General features: G+C 62.9%; 18 protein-coding genes and 1 pseudogene. 4 read left to right on the top strand and 15 right to left on the bottom strand.

All coding sequences use genetic code 11. The annotated features are described in order from the left end of the window. Positions 1 to 86: 86 nt before the first annotated feature. Both ON20_RS14370 and ON20_RS14365 read right to left on the bottom strand, forming a co-directional pair. On the bottom strand, positions 87 to 911 hold the full coding sequence (locus ON20_RS14370; protein WP_051162462.1) for a PaaX family transcriptional regulator: 825 nt from the start codon (positions 909 to 911) through the stop codon (positions 87 to 89). Positions 912 to 1,121: 210 nt separating this feature from the next. Continuing rightward, the gene (locus ON20_RS14365; RefSeq protein ID WP_157228850.1) at positions 1,122 to 2,318 is read right to left on the bottom strand and encodes a PucR family transcriptional regulator; all 1,197 of its coding nucleotides are present in this window, start codon (positions 2,316 to 2,318) and stop codon (positions 1,122 to 1,124) included. Between the two features lie 133 nt (positions 2,319 to 2,451). Here ON20_RS14365 and ON20_RS14360 point away from each other — a divergent pair, with 133 nt between their 5' ends. From ON20_RS14360 to ON20_RS14350, 3 genes are all read left to right on the top strand, one after another. Further along, on the top strand, positions 2,452 to 3,420 hold the full coding sequence (locus tag ON20_RS14360; RefSeq protein WP_040835997.1) for a VOC family protein: 969 nt from the start codon (positions 2,452 to 2,454) through the stop codon (positions 3,418 to 3,420). Between the two features lie 19 nt (positions 3,421 to 3,439). Next, complete coding sequence (locus ON20_RS14355) at positions 3,440 to 4,282, top strand: alpha/beta fold hydrolase (protein ID WP_040835995.1); 843 nt, start codon at positions 3,440 to 3,442, stop codon at positions 4,280 to 4,282. A gap of 84 nt (positions 4,283 to 4,366) precedes the next feature. Further along, positions 4,367 to 6,145: an FAD-dependent oxidoreductase gene (locus ON20_RS14350; protein ID WP_040835993.1), complete on the top strand. Its 1,779-nt coding sequence runs from the start codon at positions 4,367 to 4,369 to the stop codon at positions 6,143 to 6,145. Between the two features lie 309 nt (positions 6,146 to 6,454). Here the strand turns inward: ON20_RS14350 and ON20_RS14345 are convergent, their stop codons facing one another. From ON20_RS14345 to ON20_RS14320, 5 genes are all read right to left on the bottom strand, one after another. Further along, entirely contained in the window at positions 6,455 to 6,790 is a 336-nt protein-coding gene (locus ON20_RS14345; RefSeq protein ID WP_157228849.1) for a hypothetical protein, read from the bottom strand. 192 nt (positions 6,791 to 6,982) lie between these two features. After that, a complete protein-coding gene (locus ON20_RS14335; RefSeq protein WP_040835987.1) occupies positions 6,983 to 8,236 on the bottom strand; it encodes an MFS transporter in 1,254 nt (417 codons plus the stop codon). Further along, the gene (locus tag ON20_RS14330) at positions 8,233 to 9,348 is read right to left on the bottom strand and encodes a PLP-dependent cysteine synthase family protein (protein WP_438803409.1); all 1,116 of its coding nucleotides are present in this window, start codon (positions 9,346 to 9,348) and stop codon (positions 8,233 to 8,235) included. Before ON20_RS14330 ends, ON20_RS14335 begins: the two co-directional genes overlap by 4 nt. Positions 9,349 to 9,465: 117 nt before the next feature. Continuing rightward, positions 9,466 to 9,885, bottom strand: coding sequence for a hypothetical protein (locus tag ON20_RS14325; RefSeq protein WP_040835986.1), 420 nt, complete (start codon positions 9,883 to 9,885; stop codon positions 9,466 to 9,468). Positions 9,886 to 10,318: 433 nt separating this feature from the next. Continuing rightward, positions 10,319 to 10,519, bottom strand: coding sequence for a hypothetical protein (locus ON20_RS14320; RefSeq protein ID WP_040835984.1), 201 nt, complete (start codon positions 10,517 to 10,519; stop codon positions 10,319 to 10,321). Positions 10,520 to 10,585: 66 nt separating this feature from the next. Here ON20_RS14320 and ON20_RS14315 point away from each other — a divergent pair, with 66 nt between their 5' ends. Next, on the top strand, positions 10,586 to 11,041 hold the full coding sequence (locus ON20_RS14315; protein WP_218002523.1) for a GNAT family N-acetyltransferase: 456 nt from the start codon (positions 10,586 to 10,588) through the stop codon (positions 11,039 to 11,041). A gap of 444 nt (positions 11,042 to 11,485) precedes the next feature. Here the strand turns inward: ON20_RS14315 and ON20_RS14310 are convergent. The 8 genes and pseudogenes from ON20_RS14310 to ON20_RS36415 form a co-directional block, all read right to left on the bottom strand. Continuing rightward, positions 11,486 to 11,968: pseudogene (locus tag ON20_RS14310) on the bottom strand (nucleoside deaminase). Positions 11,969 to 12,047: 79 nt separating this feature from the next. Next, positions 12,048 to 12,326 (bottom strand): hypothetical protein, encoded by a 279-nt coding sequence (locus tag ON20_RS14305; protein ID WP_040835982.1) that lies wholly within the window; start codon positions 12,324 to 12,326, stop codon positions 12,048 to 12,050. Between the two features lie 321 nt (positions 12,327 to 12,647). Beyond that, a complete protein-coding gene (locus tag ON20_RS36425; RefSeq protein ID WP_157228848.1) occupies positions 12,648 to 13,919 on the bottom strand; it encodes a hypothetical protein in 1,272 nt (423 codons plus the stop codon). A gap of 332 nt (positions 13,920 to 14,251) precedes the next feature. Continuing rightward, the gene (locus ON20_RS14295; RefSeq protein WP_040835978.1) at positions 14,252 to 15,496 is read right to left on the bottom strand and encodes an MFS transporter; all 1,245 of its coding nucleotides are present in this window, start codon (positions 15,494 to 15,496) and stop codon (positions 14,252 to 14,254) included. A gap of 111 nt (positions 15,497 to 15,607) precedes the next feature. Then, positions 15,608 to 17,401: an HEXXH motif domain-containing protein gene (locus ON20_RS14290; protein WP_040835977.1), complete on the bottom strand. Its 1,794-nt coding sequence runs from the start codon at positions 17,399 to 17,401 to the stop codon at positions 15,608 to 15,610. A 5-nt stretch (positions 17,402 to 17,406) separates the two neighbouring features. Then, positions 17,407 to 18,588: an FxsB family cyclophane-forming radical SAM/SPASM peptide maturase gene (locus tag ON20_RS14285; protein ID WP_281032873.1), complete on the bottom strand. Its 1,182-nt coding sequence runs from the start codon at positions 18,586 to 18,588 to the stop codon at positions 17,407 to 17,409. 77 nt (positions 18,589 to 18,665) lie between these two features. After that, positions 18,666 to 18,839, bottom strand: a complete 174-nt coding sequence (locus ON20_RS36420) for a hypothetical protein (protein ID WP_157228847.1) — start codon at positions 18,837 to 18,839, stop codon at positions 18,666 to 18,668. Between the two features lie 252 nt (positions 18,840 to 19,091). Then, positions 19,092 to 19,265 (bottom strand): hypothetical protein, encoded by a 174-nt coding sequence (locus ON20_RS36415; RefSeq protein WP_157228847.1) that lies wholly within the window; start codon positions 19,263 to 19,265, stop codon positions 19,092 to 19,094. Positions 19,266 to 19,318 lie beyond the last annotated feature (53 nt).

Raw genomic sequence — 19,318 nt, 5'->3', positions numbered from 1 at the left:
GAAGACCCCTCGGGTGACTGCGCTCCGAGACTTCGAGCGAACCGGGCCATTATGTGACAAGAAATCATTTAAAGTCAATGAAAGTGTTACATATGAGCGGTTTGCTGCTCGACGACCGGTCCGGTTTCCGTGCGGGAGGCGACCAACTGCTCGGCCGGTGCGCGCAGCAGTTCGTGTGCTTCGGTGAAGACCTCGTGTGCCGCTCGCCCACGCCAGCCGGCCGGGAGCAGTACCTCCGGTAGATCGGGGTCGCGGAACGGATACCGGCGGTAGTCCTGGACCAACTCCATCCGCTCGACCAGTGCCTCCGGGCCGGCCAGACCGCGGCGGTAGCGGGCCAGCTTCGGCCGGAATCGTTCGATGAACGTCTGATAATCGCTGTCCAATTCGCGCAGATCCCAGCAGCGGTCTGCGATCAGGCGGTCGGCGGTGAGGCCCGTGGTGGTGCACTGCAGGAACTGGACGTGCAGGTCGCCGCCGTCGAGCATCTCACGTAGCTGCTCGCGGCGATCGTGCGGGGAGAACCACACCGATTCCCGATAATTGCCGAAGCCGCACCAGGTCAGGGCGGTGACGATACGTTTATGTCGTTCGCGACCCGCATCGGCCTCGTCGACCAGGGCCTGGGTCCAGATGCGATCCCAGTCGCCGAAGTGTCGTTCGAAGATGCGGGTGCGGCCGTCGTCGAGCAGGCGCCAACTCTTGTCGTTGAGTAGATAGGTCACTTCGCGACCCGATTTGGACGAGTCGAACCAGCCGTCTCTGCGCAATCGGGTCATCGCTACGCGGACCGTGGCGGGTTCGACCCCGAACAGGCCCATGAGTTCGGTCAAGGTGCCGAGTTTCGCACCGCCCCCGGTATGGCGGAAGTACTCACCGTACAAGTCGAAGACCAGGGCCCGTGGACGCACGGCTCCGCTCCTTCCCCGGACGCTGCGTCGTAGCTGCCCGAAAACGTATCAATACCTTAGTAAGCAGAGTAGTAAATGTTACTTGTCGGCCTGCGGCCGGATTCACGTCGCTGATCAGAGCGCTCATTCCACGGGTCGATGGGTCGCCGGGCGGCAGCACCGCCGTCGGCGGCGGCCGGACTCCGCCGCGCGGTGATCTGCCGTCCGCGGTCATTCCGCCGCGCCATCGGATTCGAGAGGTGACGGCAATATCCCGGCCAGTTGCGCGACCCGCAGGCCGGTGTGCAGATCCATACGGGCGACCCCGTCGGAGATATCACAGCCCGTGACATCGCGTATACGGTCCAGCCGGTAGTACAACGTGCTCCGATGTATTCCGAGTCGGCGGGCGGTTTCCTTGACATCACCGCCGGCGCTGAGATAGGCGTCCAGCGTTCGCGCCAGGTCTCGGCCGTTCGGTGACTCCAATAACCGTCCCACTCCTGCGGGGAACTGGGTGGGGGTCAGGTCTTGCAGCGGCAGTTGCAGCAGCAGTCGGTCCACGCCGAGGTCGTCCCAGAACGCGGCCCGCCCGTACCGGGCAGGATCTGCCCGGGAAGCCTGCCATGCAAGCCGAGCCTCACGATATGACTCGGCCGCCTGCACCAAGGAATCCTGCACGCTCCCCACTCCGGCCCTGACCTGTCCGAGCCCGGGCCGCGCCATGATCGCCTGTAGGCGTGTACGATTCACCCGGCGCGGAAAGAGCAGGACTCCCTCGGAGCCGAGAATCCCTCCGACGATTTTCACGGTGGTCGACCTGGCGGTGAATTCCATAGTCGCTTCCACGGCAAGTCGGGTCACCGATATCGAACTTGCACCCGGAGTGCGGTAGACCAGTACCGAATACTGGTCTACATTCTCGATCAGGCCCTCCTCCAGCAGTCCGAAAGCGCAGCGGGACCGGTTGGCGGACGATTCGCCGAGCAAACCTGTCAAAAGCCGGCGAGAATGCTTCATCCGATAGTGCAGGTCGGACAACCGAAACGAGAGCAGCATACCGAGTTCGGTCCCTCCGTCGGTCAACAGATCCTGTTCTTGCGGAGACAGGTCACCGCGTACCGAATCGTCCCAGTAACACAAGTAGCCGAACAATCGCTTCTCGTGGCGTAAGGGGAGAACAACACGCATGGTGTCGTCGGCGCCGGATGAGACACGTATCGGGCCCACGGTGCTCGTGAGACGGTGCTGCTTCACCATCGTGTCGGTCAGCGCGACGTTCTTGCCGGCGGACAGCAGTAACAGACGCATCCGGTCCAGATCCGTCTCGTGCACACTCACCGCCATCACCCGCAGGTCGACATCCAGTACCACCAGCGGCTTGCCCAACTGATCCGCCAGATCCTGCAACCTGTCGTCGAGGCTCATCGGCCGCGCCTCCTTCACCCGACACGATGTCGGAATATTCCGGCAAAGCTACGACAGATCGCCCGAAGCGGGTCGCCCGTCGCATGGATACGTTGAGATTCGTATCACAGCTCCTAGCGTTCGAGAGGTCCCCGTGACAACTCCTGAAATTGCAAAGCTCGGCCATGTTTCACTGGTTACTCCCGATCTGGACAAATCTCTATGGTTTTTCCACGAGGTTATCGGACTGGAGATCACCGAGGAGTCGAACGGTACCTATTATTTACGCGCGAATATGGAATTCGAGCATCATAGCCTGGCTCTGCGCGCGGGCGATCGGGCGTATATGGACCATGTCGGTTGGCGGGTCAAGCGCGCCGAGGATATCGACGAATTCGAAAAACTTCTCACCGATGCGGGCGTAGCGGTGACCCGGGTGCCCGCAGGCGAGCAGAGGGGTATCGGGGAGGCAATCCGATTCCGGATGCCGACCGGGCACCGTTTCGAAATGTACTACGACGTCGACAAGCCGCTCGCTCCGGAGGCCGAACGCTCGGTGTTGAAAAACCAAGTGTACCGATCCTGGAACCGTGGGATCGCGCCGCGGCGGATCGACCACGTCAACCTCTGGACCTCGCACAACCCGAGTAGCGCCCACGAATGGCTGGCGAACAGGCTCGGGTTCAAGCTGCGTGAGTACGTGCGCGCCGGGAACGATCAGGTCGTCGGGGGGTGGATGAGCGTGACGCCCCTGGTGCACGACATCGCGATCATGGGAGACCCGCACGCGCGGACACCCGCCCGGATGCACCACGTCGCGTACTGGCTCGATAACGCCCAGGACGTCCTGCGTGCCTGTGACATCCTGCGAGAGAACGGCATCGTGCCCGACCAGGGGCCCGGCAAACATGGGGTGAGTCAGGCCTTCTTCGCTTACGTACGCGATCCGGGAAGCGGCCACCGGGTCGAACTCTTCAGCAACAGCTATCTGATCCTCGACCCGGACTGGCAGCCGATCGAGTGGAACCAGGACGAGATCGCGACCGCCTTGGCGATGTGGGGGCCGACCGACTACGTCCCGCACACCGACAACCATGTCATGAACACCACCACCGAGGCCTGAGGACGAGGAGCACAGTTCGATGCATGCGATTTCCGAACAGATTGTGCAGACCGATGGCTATTCGACCTTTCTGCTCGATACCGCCACCCCCGACGCCGAGGTGGTGATTCTGCTGCACGGCGGGGGCCCCGGCGCGAGCGCGAGCTCCAACTGGCGCTCTTTTATCCCGGAACTCTCCGATGAATACCGTGTCCTCGCGCCCGATCTGGTGGGTTACGGCCGGACCGACCACCCCGAGGACATGCCGCGCAGCCTGACCGGTTGGATGCGGATGCGGGTCGAGCAGGTGCTCGCGATGATGGACGCCCTCGGCATCGACACCGCTCATCTCGTCGGCAACTCCATGGGAGGGTCGCTGGCCATGCACCTGGTGATGACCGCGCCCCACCGATTCGGACGGGTCTCGCTGATGGGTAGTGCGGGCGGTGAATCCCACCCCACACCGGAAGTCATCCGGATGGTCGGCTTCTACAAAGACCCGTCGCTGAGCGCGTTGGAGAACCTGATGCGCTGGTTTGTCTACGACGAGGACACGCTGGGCGACGATTTCGGTGCTCTCGTGGCCGAACGGCACCGAGAAGTGATGCGGCCGCAGGTACGTCGCTCCTACGAGTCCTTCTTCTCCTCCTCGCCCACCGAGATGGCGGTGCCGCCATCGGCGCTGCGGCGTATGCGCCAACCGTTCCTGGTCGTGCACGGTCGCGAGGACCGTTTCGTCACCCCCGATTCCAGCGTCTATCTGCAAAAACACCTGCCCAACGCGGAATTGCACATCTACGACCGGTGCGGTCACTGGGCGCAGATCGAGCGACAGCGCAGCTATGGGGCCCTGCTCCGCGCGTTCCTCGCCGAGCGGCGCTGACCCATCACACGTCGGGCGGACTCTGCTGCCCGCGCCGGCGGCGGAGTCTGTCACCTCCATCAGTCAGCTCATAGGAGTCACACCATGTCCACTTCCGACAATGTTGTCGAAACAGACGTCCTGATCGCCGGAGCGGGGCCGGCGGGCGCGACCGCGGCAGCGCTGCTGTCGACATATGGCATCGACAACATAATGCTCAACAAGCACGGCGGGGTGGCGAACTCGCCGCGCGCGCACATCACCAACCAGCGCGCGATGGAAGTGCTGCGCGATCTGGGCCTGGAACATCAGGCGATCCGGCACGCCACCCCGCAACGCCTGATGGGTGAGCACGTCTACGCCACCAGCCTCGCCGGCAACGAGCTGGGACGTTTGCGGACCTGGTATACCCACCCGCATTTCAAGGCCGAACATGACCTGGCCAGCCCCTCCTCGGTGTGTGACCTGCCGCAAGACGCCCTGGAACCGATTCTCGTCGACGCTGCCTCGGTGCGCGGGTCCACGGTGCGGACGAGCACCGAGTTGCTGTCCTTCACCCAGGACGACACCGGAGTAACCGCTCGGGTGCGAGACCGGCTGACCGGTCACGAATACGATATCCGCTGCAAGTATCTGATCGGCGCCGACGGCGGCAACTCACTCGTCGCACGGCAGCTGGGCCTGCTGATGGAAGGCCGGATGGGGGCCGGAGGATCGATCAATATCGTGTTCGAGGCCGACCTGACGCCCTACGTCGAGCACCGGCCCGGCGATATGTACTGGTTCGTGCAGCCCGGTGTCGGCCATGGCGGCAATGGGGTGGGCGTGCTGCGGGTGGTCCGCCCGTGGACCCGCTGGGTCGGTGTCTGGGGTTATGACCCGAGCGCCGGGAACATCGAGCTCACCGAGCAGGACGGAATCCGGATCGCTCATCAGCTGATCGGCGACGACAGCGTGCCGGTGAAGATCGAGTCCATGTCCACCTGGGCCGTCAACTCCATGTACGCCACCGACAATATGCGCGGCCGGGTGATATGCGTCGGTGACGCCGTGCATCGGCACTCACCGATGAATGGCCTCGGTTCCAACACCTCCATCCAGGACAGTTACAACCTGTGCTGGAAACTGGCAATGGTACTGCGAGGTGTGGCCGCCCCCGCTCTGCTCGACAGCTACCGTGACGAGCGCATACCGGTCGGCAAGCAGATCGTCGAGCGCGCGACGAAGAGTGAGGGGCTGATGCCACCGCTGTTTCAGGCGCTCGCGCTACCGGCGGTTCCGGACGAGGATTCGATGAGCGAGGCACTGGCCGCTCTGTCACGCCCCGGATGCGGGGAACAACGACGCGCTTTCGACGTCGCACTACAGGCGACGATCATGTGCTTCAACACCCACGGGGTGGAGACCAATCAGCACTACCACTCCACGGCCGTGGTACCGGACGACAGCCCAGCGCGGCCCGCGCCGCGTGACGAGGAGATCTACTACTTCTCCACCACTCGGCCGGGACGGCACCTGCCCCATGCCTGGGTGACCGCGAACCAACGCCGGGTTCCCATTTTCGATCTGTGCGGCAAGGGTCGGTTCACCCTGCTCACCGGGCTCGGTGGTGATATTTGGCGGGAAGCCGCACGCCGGGCCGGCGACCGGTTCGGCGTACCGATCCGGGTACACACCATCGGCCGTGGCTGCGACTACGAGGACAGCTACGGCGACTACCGGGCGCTATCCGAAGTCGACGAAGATGGCGCCGTCCTCGTACGCCCCGATCACATGGTGGCGTGGCGAGCCACCGATGCGCGGCACGACCCGGTCGCCATGCTGCAAGCAGTTGTCGAACGGATTCTGGGCCGGGCGACCACGGCACAGACCGAGTCTCGGTAAGCCGCGGTACCGTCCTCGCCCGGCGCGCGCCTCGCCCTCCCCCGCGGCCTGGAGAGGGTGGTGAAAGCCCGAGCACCGCATCCGGGCCCGCCGTCCCGGCCGAGGGATCATCGTCGTTCTCACCACGCGCTCGATGATGTGGCCGGTTCCTCATGCTGCTCCGGCGAATGAGTAGGGCCCTGCTGCGGCAATGCTTCGGCGGGTATGCGTCGTGCGCCGCGGTGCGTGGGCGCCGGATCTACCGGAGTGGGCACCGCTCGGCTTCGGAGGTCGGCCTCTTCGGCCGAGCGGTGCCCGGTGTCTCCCGGGTCAGCGGGTGACGGTGACGCTGACCCCAGGTGTGTCGGCGACCGGCTGATCGATGATCACCGACAGGGTCGATCCAGGGGTTCGCGCGGCTTGGGCGGCATAGTGGGAGATGTTCTCCGCGAGGCGCTGTTTCGCTTCGGGCGTGAAGTTCGGCGGGAGTGCACCCAGGAGAGGGCCGAGGTTCAGCGCGGTTATCGCCTCGGCCTCGGCCTGGGTGAGGTCAAGGGTCACGGTGCTGGGGGAGGGGGTTACCGACAATGCCGTCGCCGGTGCGCTTGCCAGGAGGAGGCAGCCGATGGGGGCGGTCACTGCCGTCAGGGGGGTGAGAAGTCGCACGATTGTCCTTTCTGGGATGGTCGAACAGGTTGATGGGGGGTTCACCGGCGCGGTACGGCTATGCCCCTTCGGTGAGCAGCGGTGAACGGATGAGCACCCCGATGGCGCTCGGATGTCCGGTGCGGCGCGGGTCGGGTCCGCGTCCGGAGGTCGGACGGCGACGCCTGGAGTATGGACAGGCGGTGGCTCGGTTCATGCCGGCGCCGGTTGCGGTTGTGGTTGTTGTGTGGGCCGGGCCCTGTCGAGCCGGTGCAGGGCGAGTGCGGATACGGCACCGATCGCGGTGAGGCCGAGCCAGACCAGACTTTCGGCGTTTGCGTCCTGTGCCGCGCCCAGGACGGCTCCGGTAGTCAGGTTTCCGAGCAGGATGCCGATGCCGACGATGGTGTTGTAGAAGCCGTAGTGGGTGGCGACGAGCCTGCCGCCGGCCAGTGAAACCACGCTGTCCATTTCGAACGGGAACACCGTGGCCGTGCCGACGGCCAAGAGCACCGCCGAGATCAACAGTGCGGCGTAGGCCGCGATGACGCCGAACGCACGGATATCCGGGACCACTGCCGGCGGCAGAAACGCGACCGCGAGGATGCACATGCCGAGCACCAGGGCTCGCCCGGTTCCGAAACGTCCGGCGAAGAACGCGGTGATGCGCAGCTGGCCTGCGATGGCCACCACGGCGGATACCGCGAACACCGCCGATGTCAATACCTGTGCGTGGACGCCTGCGATGACCTCGGCCTGGAGCGGCAGCGCCAAGTAGATCTGGAACGACAATACGTACGATCCGATCATCGCGAGGGAGAACCACACGAACCTGCGGTTGGCGGCAACGGTGCGCCAGTCGTGTAGCACCGAGGTCTTTTCCGGGGCCACCGGCGCGCGTCGGGTGGGCAGTGCGCACAGCTGCGCCACCGTCAGCACCCCGAAAACCACCGCCGCGGCGGCTGCGGTGACCCGGAAATCCAGTGCCATCAGCGCCAGTCCCACCAGGGGACCTGCCAGAATTCCGGCCTGATAGAACACATTGAACACCGCGAAGGCCTCCACGCGGCGTTCCCCGGTATCGGCGGCGAGATAGGCCCGCACCGCGGGATTGAACAGTGCTCCGGCGAAACCCGTCGCTGCCGAGGCGATCAGCAGTGCCGGTAGCGATGTGGCGAACACGAGCAGCGTGAAACCGCCCGTGCGCAGAAGGCATCCGGCGACGATGAGCGGCTTGTAGCCCAAGCGGTCGGCGAGGGTGCCACCGATGAGGAACATGCCCTGCTGGGAGAAGTTGCGCACCCCCAGCACCAGGCCGACGGCCCACGCCGCGAGGCCGAGGGGGCCGGCCAGATACCCCGCCAGATACGGCATGAGCATGTAGAAGCCGAGGTTGATGCCGAACTGGTTGATCATCAGCAGGCGTGCCGGCAGGTCGAAGCTGCGGAATTTCGCCAGGAGGGTCACCGCGCCACCTCGGAACCGGTCGCACGGGTGCGGGGATCCATCACGGTGGTGCAACGGGTCCAGAACCGCACCACCCGTTCCTCCGGGTGGTCGATGGTCTCCGGCCCGCGCGGGGGCTCGGCGTCGAGCAGGCCGTGTTCGGCGCAGTAGGCGTCGTTGTAGACGGTGTCGAAATAGCGGTGCGGGCCGTCGGGGAACACCGCGGCGATCCGGGTACCGGGCTCGTAGGTACGCGCCGCCCACCCGGCCACCAGCGCCGCTGCTCCCACACTCCAGCCCCCGCCGACGTAATGAGTCGACGCCAGGGCACGACAGGCCCAGACGGCCTCGGCCGGGGCGACCCAGTGCACCTCGTCGAAGGCGCTGTAGTCGACATTGGACGGGTAGATGCTCGAGCCCAGACCACGCATCAGCCGAGGCTGCGCCGGTTGGCCGAAGATGGTGGAGCCGATGGTGTCCACGCCGATCAACCGCATCTCCGGCTGGGATCGTCGTAGTACCCTCGCTACTCCGGCGGAGTGGCCGCCGGTGCCGACTGCGCAGACCAGCACGTCGACTCCGCCGAGCTGGGTCATCAGCTCCAAGGCCAGCGTTTCGTAGCCGGCGACATTATCGGGATTGGTGTACTGGTCCGGGCACCAGGAACCGGGTTCGCGGGCCAGCAACTCGGTGACTCGTTCCCGGCGCGCTCGTTGCCAGCCGCCGACCGAATGAGGTTCGGTCACCAACTCGACCTGTGTTCCGTAGGCGGCCAGCATTCGGGCGACGATCGGTTCGAGTCCGGGGTCGGTCACCACCGTCGTCGGATGGCCGGTGATCATCCCCGCCAAGGCCAACCCGAGCCCCAGAGTTCCGCTGGTGGATTCGATGATCCGCGCACCGGGTGCCAGTTCTCCGCGGGCCTCGGCTTGCCGCACCATGTGCAGGGCGGGCCGGTCTTTCATCCCACCAGGGTTGAAGCCCTCGAGTTTTGCCCAGAATCCCCGGTCCGGGGGCGCCAGGGGAGCGCCGATCCATTGCACGGGGGTGTTACCGATCAGTTCGTGGGGAGAGCGGACGGAGCGTAGTGCCTCACCCCAGGGTTCGTTGAGCTCCGCGAGAGTCCTGGACACGACGACATCTTCCATGTGTGTCGCTTTCTGTACGGGCGCCGCAGCGGCGCCGGACGTTGTGTGGGCAGCGGACACCGGCCGCGCGGCCCCGTGGACCGTCGGCCTGGCGCCGGCCTGTCAGCGTCTGGCGATACAGAAACGAGTCAGGATGTCACGACCCCCGGTTGGCAGTGGCGGCCCGGTGGAGAAGGGAAGTTCGGACGGTGCGCGGGGGGCCTCGACCGCTGCTTCCGCGGCCTGATACAGGAGAGTGTGAGCTTTAGGCGTGTCGGTTCCGGCGACGGCGATCTCGTCGGATGCCATGTGCCGCGCGTGTGGCTGTTCGTCCGGTGCATCGGTTCCGGCGCAATGGTCTGTCGGTGCGGCACTGAAAAGCCCCGTGATCCCGGTCTTTTCGGGTTGCTGAAGATACTGGCGTTCACGATCGCACCCGGCGAGTGAGAACATCAGGACAAGGATCGCAAGGATCCATGTCACTGCGGCGTCGATGCGTGACGGGCGCCGGTCCGGCGCCGTGATCTCCGGCTGATACCTCATGGTCACCGTGTGTGGACGTGCTCGCTTCGGAGGCGAACCGCTGCTGTCGCGGTGGTTCGATCGGATCCGCGTGGCGCCGGCATGCCGGCGCGGATTGTCAACTGTAGGCGAGGCGCGGTCCCGCCCGGTGCCCTGTGATCCGGTATTTCCTTGTCGCGGAATACGATCGGTGCACAGGTATGCATAGTAGACGGCCGGTGAGAGGCAACCGTCGAAGGACCCGTTCCCTGGACCGGGAACGGGGTGCCGGGTATGCCGGTGAGGGTGTCGAGCACGGAAGAACCATAGATCTACCGGCCCGGCGGGGCCGTGTTCGGAATCACGCGTCTGCCCATTCTCAGAAACTTCTCAGTCATGTGTCCGTAATGCGCATCCGGTAGCGGGCAGGTGATCGAGGCGTGGTCGGATCGAGACCACCGCAGTGGACTTGCCATCATTTGCCGAACCTGCCGACAACCTCGGGCAGGGCGGCGGCGAGCCGGTCCACATATTCGATGGGTGTGGACTGCGCCGGAGCGACCCGCACGCAATTGCTGCGCGCCCCTCCGCCCCGCCGGGCGTGCGCGACCACGTCGTGGCGGAACTTCTCGGGATAGGGCTTCGGTATATCGATCGCCTCCACCGTGAAGGCCAAGTCCTCACAGGTCAGGAGTCAACCGAACCAGGAGCGGTCCCGTGCGCATTCCGATGAGCGGGGCGTGTGATCGATAAACGAGTCGACAGCGGTGTGGTCTCCGAACCCATAATGGCGGCCGTGGAAATCGACTACGGTTGGCGCGCCGAGATCACCGACGCCGAGCTGATCGCCCTCATCCTGGCCGATGGAGGCTCGCCTGAACCCGGCCGGTGGGATCGTATCCGTCGGCACAGCCTCGGCTGGACGACCGTTAGGCTCTCCGACCGCACTCTGGTCGGATTTGCCAACGTGGCCTGGGATGGAGGTGAGCACGCATTCCTGCTGGACCCCACGGTCCATCCCGACTTTCGTCATCGAGGCATCGGTACCGAACTCGTGCGCGGTGCGGCCGAGGCCGCAGCGCGAGCGGGCTGCACCTGGCTGCATGTCGATTTCGAGCCGCATCTTCGGGCCTTCTATTTCGACGCCTGCGGTTTCCGGCCTACCGACGCGGGCCTCATCGCGCTGTCGGCCTCATAGCGCCGGGTGCCCTCGCTTCATGCTGACACCCGATCGTTGACGTCGGGAAAGTGTCACTTCGTTAAGACACCCCGACGACCACAGCGCGCTCTCGATGGGCCATCCTCCTGGATCCGCCAACCGAATCCGGCCGGTCTGCGGCGGTGTGGTCGACTGCCCCGGTAGCGCCCGGCTGCTGTACCGGCTCGATTTTGCTGTGCCCACCGGCCGCCTCGACGACTGTTGCTCCGGCCTGGAGCGCCGTCTGCACCGGCACCCGATCCCGGTGGCCGTGTTCACCAGCACCACATCCTTCGGGGTGAACCGGGCACGAGGCGGGACCCCCTCGCCATCTGCCCGTGCCGACCATGGCAACCGCGGCCGCATACTCGACGTCTGCGGAAATCTCATGCGGAGCAGCGGTATCGGCCACCACCGGCTGTGCGTAACCGCCGCTGCGTGGATTCAGCTGGTCGAAGGTGTCGCCTCGCGCTCTCCACTGTTGCGTTCGCGCCGGAATCGATAGACGTCGATGGCGGCGTCGCGGGTTCGTAACATATCGGCAGGCGCCGCTTGTCCCGCCCTTTGCCGAATTCGTCGTAGAACGTGTCGACCTCGAAATACCTGCGATCGTCGACATAATACGACTGATAGTTGTCATGCGAAGCCAAGGAGACGACTTCGTCCGGCGAACAGGAATACAGCGAGCCCAGGCACATCGGGCACGGGGTCGGCCGGCAGGTAGACAGTGGCGCCGACCAACTGCTCGGTACCTGGCTTTTTACACGCCTGACTGACGGCGAGGGTCTCCGCGTGCGCGGTCGGGGCGACTCGGTTGGCGGCCTCGACCAGTATTTCGACGTCCTCGACGGTAACCGTCACGAATGGGCGACCGCCTTCGGCGACGTTCTGGTGGGCCAAGTCGATGGTCCGTTGAGCGAAGTCCATGATGTGCCTCCGAGGCGGGAAGGCGAAGGTGCCGTCGGCAGAAACGCAACTGCTGTCGAGCGCGGTCCCGGAAGCACCGTCAACCGAGGCGGTGATGTAGCTCTTCGGGATAGTCGCGGTACGCGGCGACAACGGTGTCGAGGTATACCAACGGGGGGAAGTCGATGACCGGTTGACGTTCGGCCAAGAATAGGGCGGTGTGTTCGACGACGCGTTGCTCGTCTCCGGGGGCGAATCCGAGTTCGGCCAGGGTGTCGGGGTCGATAACGAACTGCGATTCTGCGGTGTCGCCGGCATCGACGACACGGACGAAGTATTCGTGGTCGATAACGGGTTCGACACTGATTCGTTCGGGCATGTGAATCACTTCTGTCAGCGGTGGAGGTGATGACAGGGTGCGCCGCGATGTACCCGGTCATCGCGGAGGCAAACATCGAACGGGGTCGCGGCGCCGGCTCCCATGTCTCGGATCGGGTGAGCACGGCTCGGACGCAAGCCTGGTGAACTCTGCCCGTGTGACGGTCTACACCCATATGACATCTCTGCTGTGTGACCTGGATGTCCTGCGTCAACCTCTCGACAGGATTCGGCCGGTCACAAGGTTGACGCTACGGACGCCGAGGCCATCGGCCAGGGAATACGACTGTTCCCCGACACCGGCCCGAACGCAGCGCTCGATCTAGAGATCAGCCGGTTCGTGGCGTGGTACGGGCTCCAGAGACGTCGGATCGAGCCGCACTATGCCCCGTTGTTCGAGCGCGGCCACCAACCCCACTGCGAGAATCGCACACACATCGGCAGGGGTCACAATCGTCCGTAAGTGCTCGGGCGCATGCCCGCCAGTGATCTGATCGATTTTATCCACGAGTTCAGCATGTTGCTCGGCTTCGGCTTGATTCGGTGCAAGCGCTTGGTTGGACGGACAACGTCCCCAATGACCCATAAAACCTTTTCGTCCCAAGTCTTTCGCTTCCGCCCGCGCTACCCGTTCAGCGGCCGAAACGAGCGGTTGCCTGACTGCCTCGAGGATCCAGCGTCCGGAATTTTCCGTAGCCCGATAGACGCGCTTGCCGCGATCCGAAAAAAGTAAATTTCCCGCCGGGCCGTCCTTGAGGGCAGCCACCGCGGAAATTGGCGCAATGCTGCTGAGCTCGGTTTCTATCCAGACCTGGCGTGGACAACCATCTTCTTTGAAGGTATACGGTAGAATGGTTCCTACCGCGGATCCATAGAATTCACCGAATCCGACTGCATTGGTATGGAGCTGATGCAGAATATCGGGCCGCAAGCTGTTGTTGGCCCGAACCGGTTCAGCGGTGTTTCCCATGAAAGAGACGGTCCTCATTCTCATGGTGACCCGAGCCGCATCATCGACTGTAACGTATGGCTCATTTGCGATAACTTCCATCACAGGCGATTCCGCATACTCTTTGTCGCGCGTGGCCGATGCCGCCTCGCGTAGTGCGATCGTTGCGTCATAGTTGATCCGACGAAGCGCCTCGGCCTGTTCCGGGGTAAAGCAGGAGAACAAGTTCTCTTCGGCTGCGGACATGAACAGGTATTCGTATGCGGCAGCTATTTTCGCCTCGTCTCCGAAAAATACGCGATAGCGAGCACCTTCCCATTGGTCGACATCGGTGACTTTTTCGCGTTCTATGCGATCCATCGCATGCGAATCATCACCGAGAAGGTCCAACGCAATAGGCAGCAGGACTTCGGCCACACGATGTGTCACCACACGCTGAATACTGCGACGTAGGTCTTGCCGCATGAGCATCATCGCAGCTTCCGGCCGCTGGTCGAGCTGGTCTGCACCCTCCACATCGTGATAATCGCGGAGGAACCTCTCGAACTCACCGAGAGCTTCTGGGCCGCATACGGGGTCCGCCAGGATCCTTGCGGAGGTCATCAAATCGATGTGATCACGCAGTTGCCCTGCCTCAATGGTCATGAGGTTTCCTTAAGTGTGACGGTGACTGAACTTCACATTCTATCCGTAAACATATGAGAACAAGGGACTTTCGTGTTCCCAGCAGCGGTGGCGTCTGCATCGGTTGCACCCTCGCCGAATACACCAACAGCATACGGACCCATTGCCGACAAGCTCGCGGCCGACCTCACCGCACCATCCACACGATGGCAACAGCGATTTCGCGGACCTGTCGGACTTCGTCCACAGGCGCCCGAAGGCCGCGACCACTACCGTCGACCTGAGGGTCACCGGTATTACCGGGTGTCGAATTCTACTGCCCGTCAATGGCAATCGACCGTATCGGGTTACCGTCATAGCTCAACGGATCCGCGGCGGATGCTTCGCGACAAGGATAGATAGGTTCCACCGACCGCCAATACGAACATCGCTGCGACCATGATCCATCCGGTGGCCCGGATGCCAACCGCGGTCAGCAGATATCCTCCGGCCAGGGCACCGAAGGCGACCGCCGCAGCGTTGAAGTTCTCGGCCGCGGCCGTAGCACGGCCGAGAACATGGTCCGGGATGACGTCCACCTGGAACACAATCAGCACAACCGAGACGAATCTGCCAATGCCACCGATGCAACCGAATGACAGTGCCATTACGTACGGATTGGAGCTGAGGGCAATCGGTACCAATGCAATCGACCACGCCCACACCGATACTCCGAAGACGACCCGGGTGTTGAACCGTGTTGTCAGCGGGCCCGCGATTCCCGCACCGAGCAGACCGCCCACGCCGGCGGCACCGAGAACGAGGCCGACGGTCCATGTCGGGAGCCCATCGACCTTGATTTCGAGCAGCAACAGCAAGATCACGACCTGGAAGATCGAGTTGGACAGCGCCATGATCGCTGTAGACCCCCGGAGGAACGGGTGGGACCATATAACGGCCACTCCCTCGACGATGCGGGTCCACGTGCGCCTCGGGGCCGAAGAATCTTCGGATCGGCGTGCCGGATAATCCGTGCGCATTACGGACAAAGCGCCCAGACAGCACAGGTAGGACAGAGCATTCACAGCAAAGGGGAGCCACCGGGCGAGTCCGTATACCGTGGCGCCCACGGCGCGCCCGATCAGCTGCGCAATAGGCAATTCTGCTTCGAGTAATGCCAAAGCGGCCGGTCGTTGCTCCACGCTTACCACATTGCGGACCACTCCCAATTCGCTGACAACGAAAAAGACATTCGCGGTACCTTCGAGGAAAGCAGTGACACTGAGCAGCAGAACCAAACCGGGCGGCCTGCCGACGGCAGCGACCAGTGCCATGCACGTGGCTATCAACCCGGCGAATTGGCACCACCACAGAGTCCGCCTACGGTCGGTATAGTCGGCGACAAGCCCGGCCGGAATCTGAAAGATCAGACTGGGCAAGCTCATCGCGAACGTGACTATGCCCGTTTGGCTGGGCGAGCCGGTAATCGCCAGCACCAGCAGCGGATAAGCGATACGCGCACCGTGGAAGCCCACCAGCGAGACCGCATTCCCGGACCATAGCAGCAGGAAGTTCCGGTTCGTGATGATTCCACCGCCGACAGCAGCGGGACTACTCATGGGTCACGGATCCCATCGAAAGCAAGGAACACCGTACTGTCCGGACTCGTGCGTATACCGTTGGAATTAGGCTGCCAAGAACTCACCGGCGCGTGGCAGCGACGCGTTCGTTCATGCCTGGGGGCCATCGCTCGACAACCAGTACACGAGATCCGCTGGATCACAACTGGCCCCGGTCGCACAGATGCGCGTGTAGAGTTGTGCGACAACTTCGCCTCGTGCCGGCAGTGCCGAAACCTCATGAACGGGACGTAGTCGCTGCAAGGCCAGTGCCAGGCCTGCCCATGGCTGTGGAAGCATCGGGCCTGCCTCGATCTCGCGTTTGTAATGCGTGACGGCTTCCACATAGTTGCCTGACCCGTATGCCATGTCACCGGGAGCAAGGTCCCGAGTTCTGTCGACATTTCTCGAAGGAGTCTGTTCCAGGACCTGAAGGTAGCTCGGCAGCAATCGGCTCCTGAGTTCCGGCTGTTTTCGGTCCGGACGGGTCGGCAGGCCAACCGGAACGTTTTCCAGGTGTGGCCGTTCAGCTGATTTCCATGCCGAGAACAAGTTCTCCAGGGCGCTGTCGGCGACCTGCAGGTTGCGTACACACCACGCCACCCAGTGACCCGAGGCGGCCTCATCGGCTATGAGCGCCGCCGAGTCGGTGACTTCTTCGTCGAGCCACGGCCTCAATGTCTCGGCTGCCGCTTGCACGAACTCCAGGCCGGCCATGGTCAATACACCGGATTCGAGAATCTCGGCGATAGAGCGATGCACCTGTGTCCGCCACCGGGCAAACTCCACGTGAGCGAGCTCGGATCGCGTACGCAGCCGTTCAGCGCGCCAGAAATCGGTAACGCCGAGGTGCGCATACATGCCTTGGAGCAGCCATTCGATAGGGCGCGGATCGTCTCGCCATGGCGCATAGAAACGTTCCCGCGGGTCCTCTTCGTAGAGTTCGACCATGTCGGTGAAAGCCCCCAGCTTGGCATGTTGGAATTCATGGATCAAGGTGAGCGCCATCTGGTGGGAACTGCGCGTCGAGGACGCGGCGATGCAACCGAAGGAGTCGTAGGAGGTGCGGCTCGAGCTCGGGGAGATCGGTTCGGCTGTGAGTGGAACAAAGGAGCGCAGCCCCATCGAGATGGGCTTCGCGTAGCCAGGATGGTCTTGCTCCATCAGCACCCACGCTGCGGCGAATGCCTCACGCCAGTCACGTAATTGGTCTCGAGAAAGCCGTGGCAGACGTCTGTCGGCCGAAGCGGACCGGGACGGGTCGTTGAACTCCCGGAACGGATCGAGATCATCGATGACGGCTTCGAAACCGCTGCCGGCTGCCCGAACCCGCTCCAGTGGACGCCAGCCAGGTTGCTCCCAGTACGCAGTGTCCGCGATATCCAGCTTCGTGCCTTCGAATTCGATCGCAATAGAGTTCGGTCCGTGTACGTACAGCCGTCCCAGGCCGTACTCCTCGGTCGCAGCGACCTGCGCCAGACCCACCGTCGGGAGCATGACCTGGCCCGCGCGCACAACCACAGCCGTATGGGTGGGCGCTCCGAGTTCCACCAACGCAGTAGCGGTCAGCCAACCCAGATAACCCAGGTCGGGCCAGATGTCGTCGTGTGCGGTCTCGGCAGATCGAATGCGTCGCAGACAATGTGCCAGCCATACTCCCGTGCTCGGATATGCCAGCAGGCCGTTGACCAACACCGGGTGTGCCTGATGCAGCCCGACCAGCGCTCGATACGATTCGACGAAACGGGACTTTTCGACATCGTCAGGACAAATTTGGCCACTTTCCCTGAAGAGGATGCCAAGCATAGCGAGCCGCTTGGTCAATTGTCCGGCGCAGAGTGATACGACAAGGTCTTCGCTGCCGAAGCCCGCACCCAACTCCTTCGCCCTGTATTGGAGATCCATCGCAGTCACCGTATGGCTCCGTTTTCTTCCGATACGACCAGGTCTGCATGAAGCCGCTGGGTAATATGGTTGATGAGCTCGAATAGGTCCGAGCAATATACCGAAGGATTACGGAAACCCGTTTCCGTCCGATATCGGTGAGTGAAATTTCCTCCACCGCATATATTACGTATCGGACACTTCAGGCACGCAGGGCCCAGCGCATCTACGCCGATCTGCCGCGCAACCACCCCAGGGCTCCACAGTGCGTTCGACAGCCGGCTGCGCGAAACATGTTCGCCCAGTTTCGTCGCATCGGGGAAGGCTGATTTCAGTGTGTCGACCTGCTCGATTTGCCCATCCGTTTCGATGACGACGACCTGTATCGGAGCCAGTCCCACAGTCTCCGATGCACGATCGGTTCCCAGGGCAATATCCATGATGTCGTCGAATAGGCGAACGCTCGGCTCATCCCGCACAGATTCGTACCAATAGTCGAAGATGGAAATGAGCCAGTCGGCATACGGGGTGTCATCGCGGTTCACGGTTCGTCCGGGCGGCGGACTGTCCCAATTCCCATGCGGCATCAGGAAGTCGATGGCGGGCGGAGCGGAAGCGGCGAGGCTTTTATAGGTTTCCAGTGGGTCGTTCTTCAGATCGACCACACACAGTAGACCGCTGTAGAGGCTCCGGTTTGCATCCTCGGTGAGAAGTCTCAGCTTCTCGATCACCTGTGCGTGGCTACCCTGGCCATTGCGATATTTTCGGTGGCGGTCGTGTCCGGCTTCGGACCCATCGAGGCTCACACCCACCTTGATGTCCCAACGCTTGAAGATGTCCAAGAACTCTTGATCCAAAAGCAAGCCGTTGGTTTGGATGCCGAGTCGCAAGATTGTTTCGTCGGCCAGATGTTCATGTAGTCGCCGAGCCACCGAGTCGATTACCTGATGTCCCGCGAGCAACGGCTCTCCGCCATGTAATACGATGGTGACCTGAGGGATCGCATACTCGGCGACGTGCTCTGCGATGTTCCGGCAGGTAGCGTCGATCACATCCGCGGAGATGACCTTCGGCTGCTGGAGCCAACTTTGGTCTGCCATCTCGTACATGTAGCAGTAATCGCATGCCAAGTTGCAGCGACTGTGTATCTTCAGTACGAATTCGGTAAATGGCAGTGGTTGCCACCCACGGTCGCGAAGGGCTTGCACATCGAGTGTGTCCACGGGCCATGATGCGGAGTTCGACAATTGGTGACCGTACCCTTCGCGATCGGAGCGTATGTCAGCTATTCGGTGGGACCGGCATCGATAAAGGAGTTGAAGCTGCCGGGGCCGGAGGAGTCACTGATGGCGTTGTGTCCACGTAGCACGGCCTTGCGCAGCGCCGGTGTTGCGCTCTCCAGTAGGTTCTCGATTTCAGTGTTCGACAGTTGCGGCAGAGACAGAGTATCGCGACTCATGCGGTCTTCCTAATTATTGGGTGAGCCAACGCTTTTCACCCGACAAGGCTTGTAGCGTCAGCCCTGTTGCAGTAGTCAGTGTGCATCACAGACGATGCGGTGACCTCCCGATGTGGGGAAGCATGCGAGATGTAATGGCAGTGGTTGCCACTCGCGGTCGCGAAGGGCTTGCACATCGAGTGTGTCCACGGGCCATGATGCGGAGTTCGACAATTGGTGACCGTACCCCTTCGCGATCGGAGCGTATGTCAGCTATTCGGTGGGACCGGCATCGATAAAGGAGTTGAAGCTGCCGGGGCCGGAGGAGTCACTGATGGCGTTGTGTCCACGTAGCACGGCCTTGCGCAGCGCCGGTGTTGCGCTCTCCAGTAGGTTCTCGATTTCAGTGTTCGACAGTTGCGGCAGAGACAGAGTATCGCGACTCATGCGGTCCTCCTAATTATTGGGTGAGCCAACGCTTTTCACCCGACAAGGCTTGT

This window comes from Nocardia brevicatena NBRC 12119 (genome assembly GCF_000308495.1).
Classification (GTDB): domain Bacteria; phylum Actinomycetota; class Actinomycetes; order Mycobacteriales; family Mycobacteriaceae; genus Nocardia; species Nocardia brevicatena.
This window is presented reverse-complemented; position numbering and strand designations above follow the sequence as displayed.

Bases quoted from the DNA above. Each gene is read 5' to 3' on its own strand.
- ON20_RS36415 (WP_157228847.1), bottom strand. From the start codon at position 19,265: ATGAGTCGCGATACTCTGTCTCTGCCGCAACTGTCGAACACTGAAATC.
- ON20_RS14325 (WP_040835986.1), bottom strand. From the start codon at position 9,885: ATGAGGTATCAGCCGGAGATCACGGCGCCGGACCGGCGCCCGTCACGC.
- ON20_RS14355 (WP_040835995.1), top strand. From the start codon at position 3,440: ATGCATGCGATTTCCGAACAGATTGTGCAGACCGATGGCTATTCGACC.
- ON20_RS36425 (WP_157228848.1), bottom strand. From the start codon at position 13,919: ATGACCATTGAGGCAGGGCAACTGCGTGATCACATCGATTTGATGACC.
- ON20_RS36420 (WP_157228847.1), bottom strand. From the start codon at position 18,839: ATGAGTCGCGATACTCTGTCTCTGCCGCAACTGTCGAACACTGAAATC.
- ON20_RS14350 (WP_040835993.1), top strand. From the start codon at position 4,367: ATGTCCACTTCCGACAATGTTGTCGAAACAGACGTCCTGATCGCCGGA.
- ON20_RS14290 (WP_040835977.1), bottom strand. From the start codon at position 17,401: ATGGATCTCCAATACAGGGCGAAGGAGTTGGGTGCGGGCTTCGGCAGC.
- ON20_RS14365 (WP_157228850.1), bottom strand. From the start codon at position 2,318: ATGAGCCTCGACGACAGGTTGCAGGATCTGGCGGATCAGTTGGGCAAG.
- ON20_RS14295 (WP_040835978.1), bottom strand. From the start codon at position 15,496: ATGAGTAGTCCCGCTGCTGTCGGCGGTGGAATCATCACGAACCGGAAC.
- ON20_RS14305 (WP_040835982.1), bottom strand. From the start codon at position 12,326: ATGCCCGAACGAATCAGTGTCGAACCCGTTATCGACCACGAATACTTC.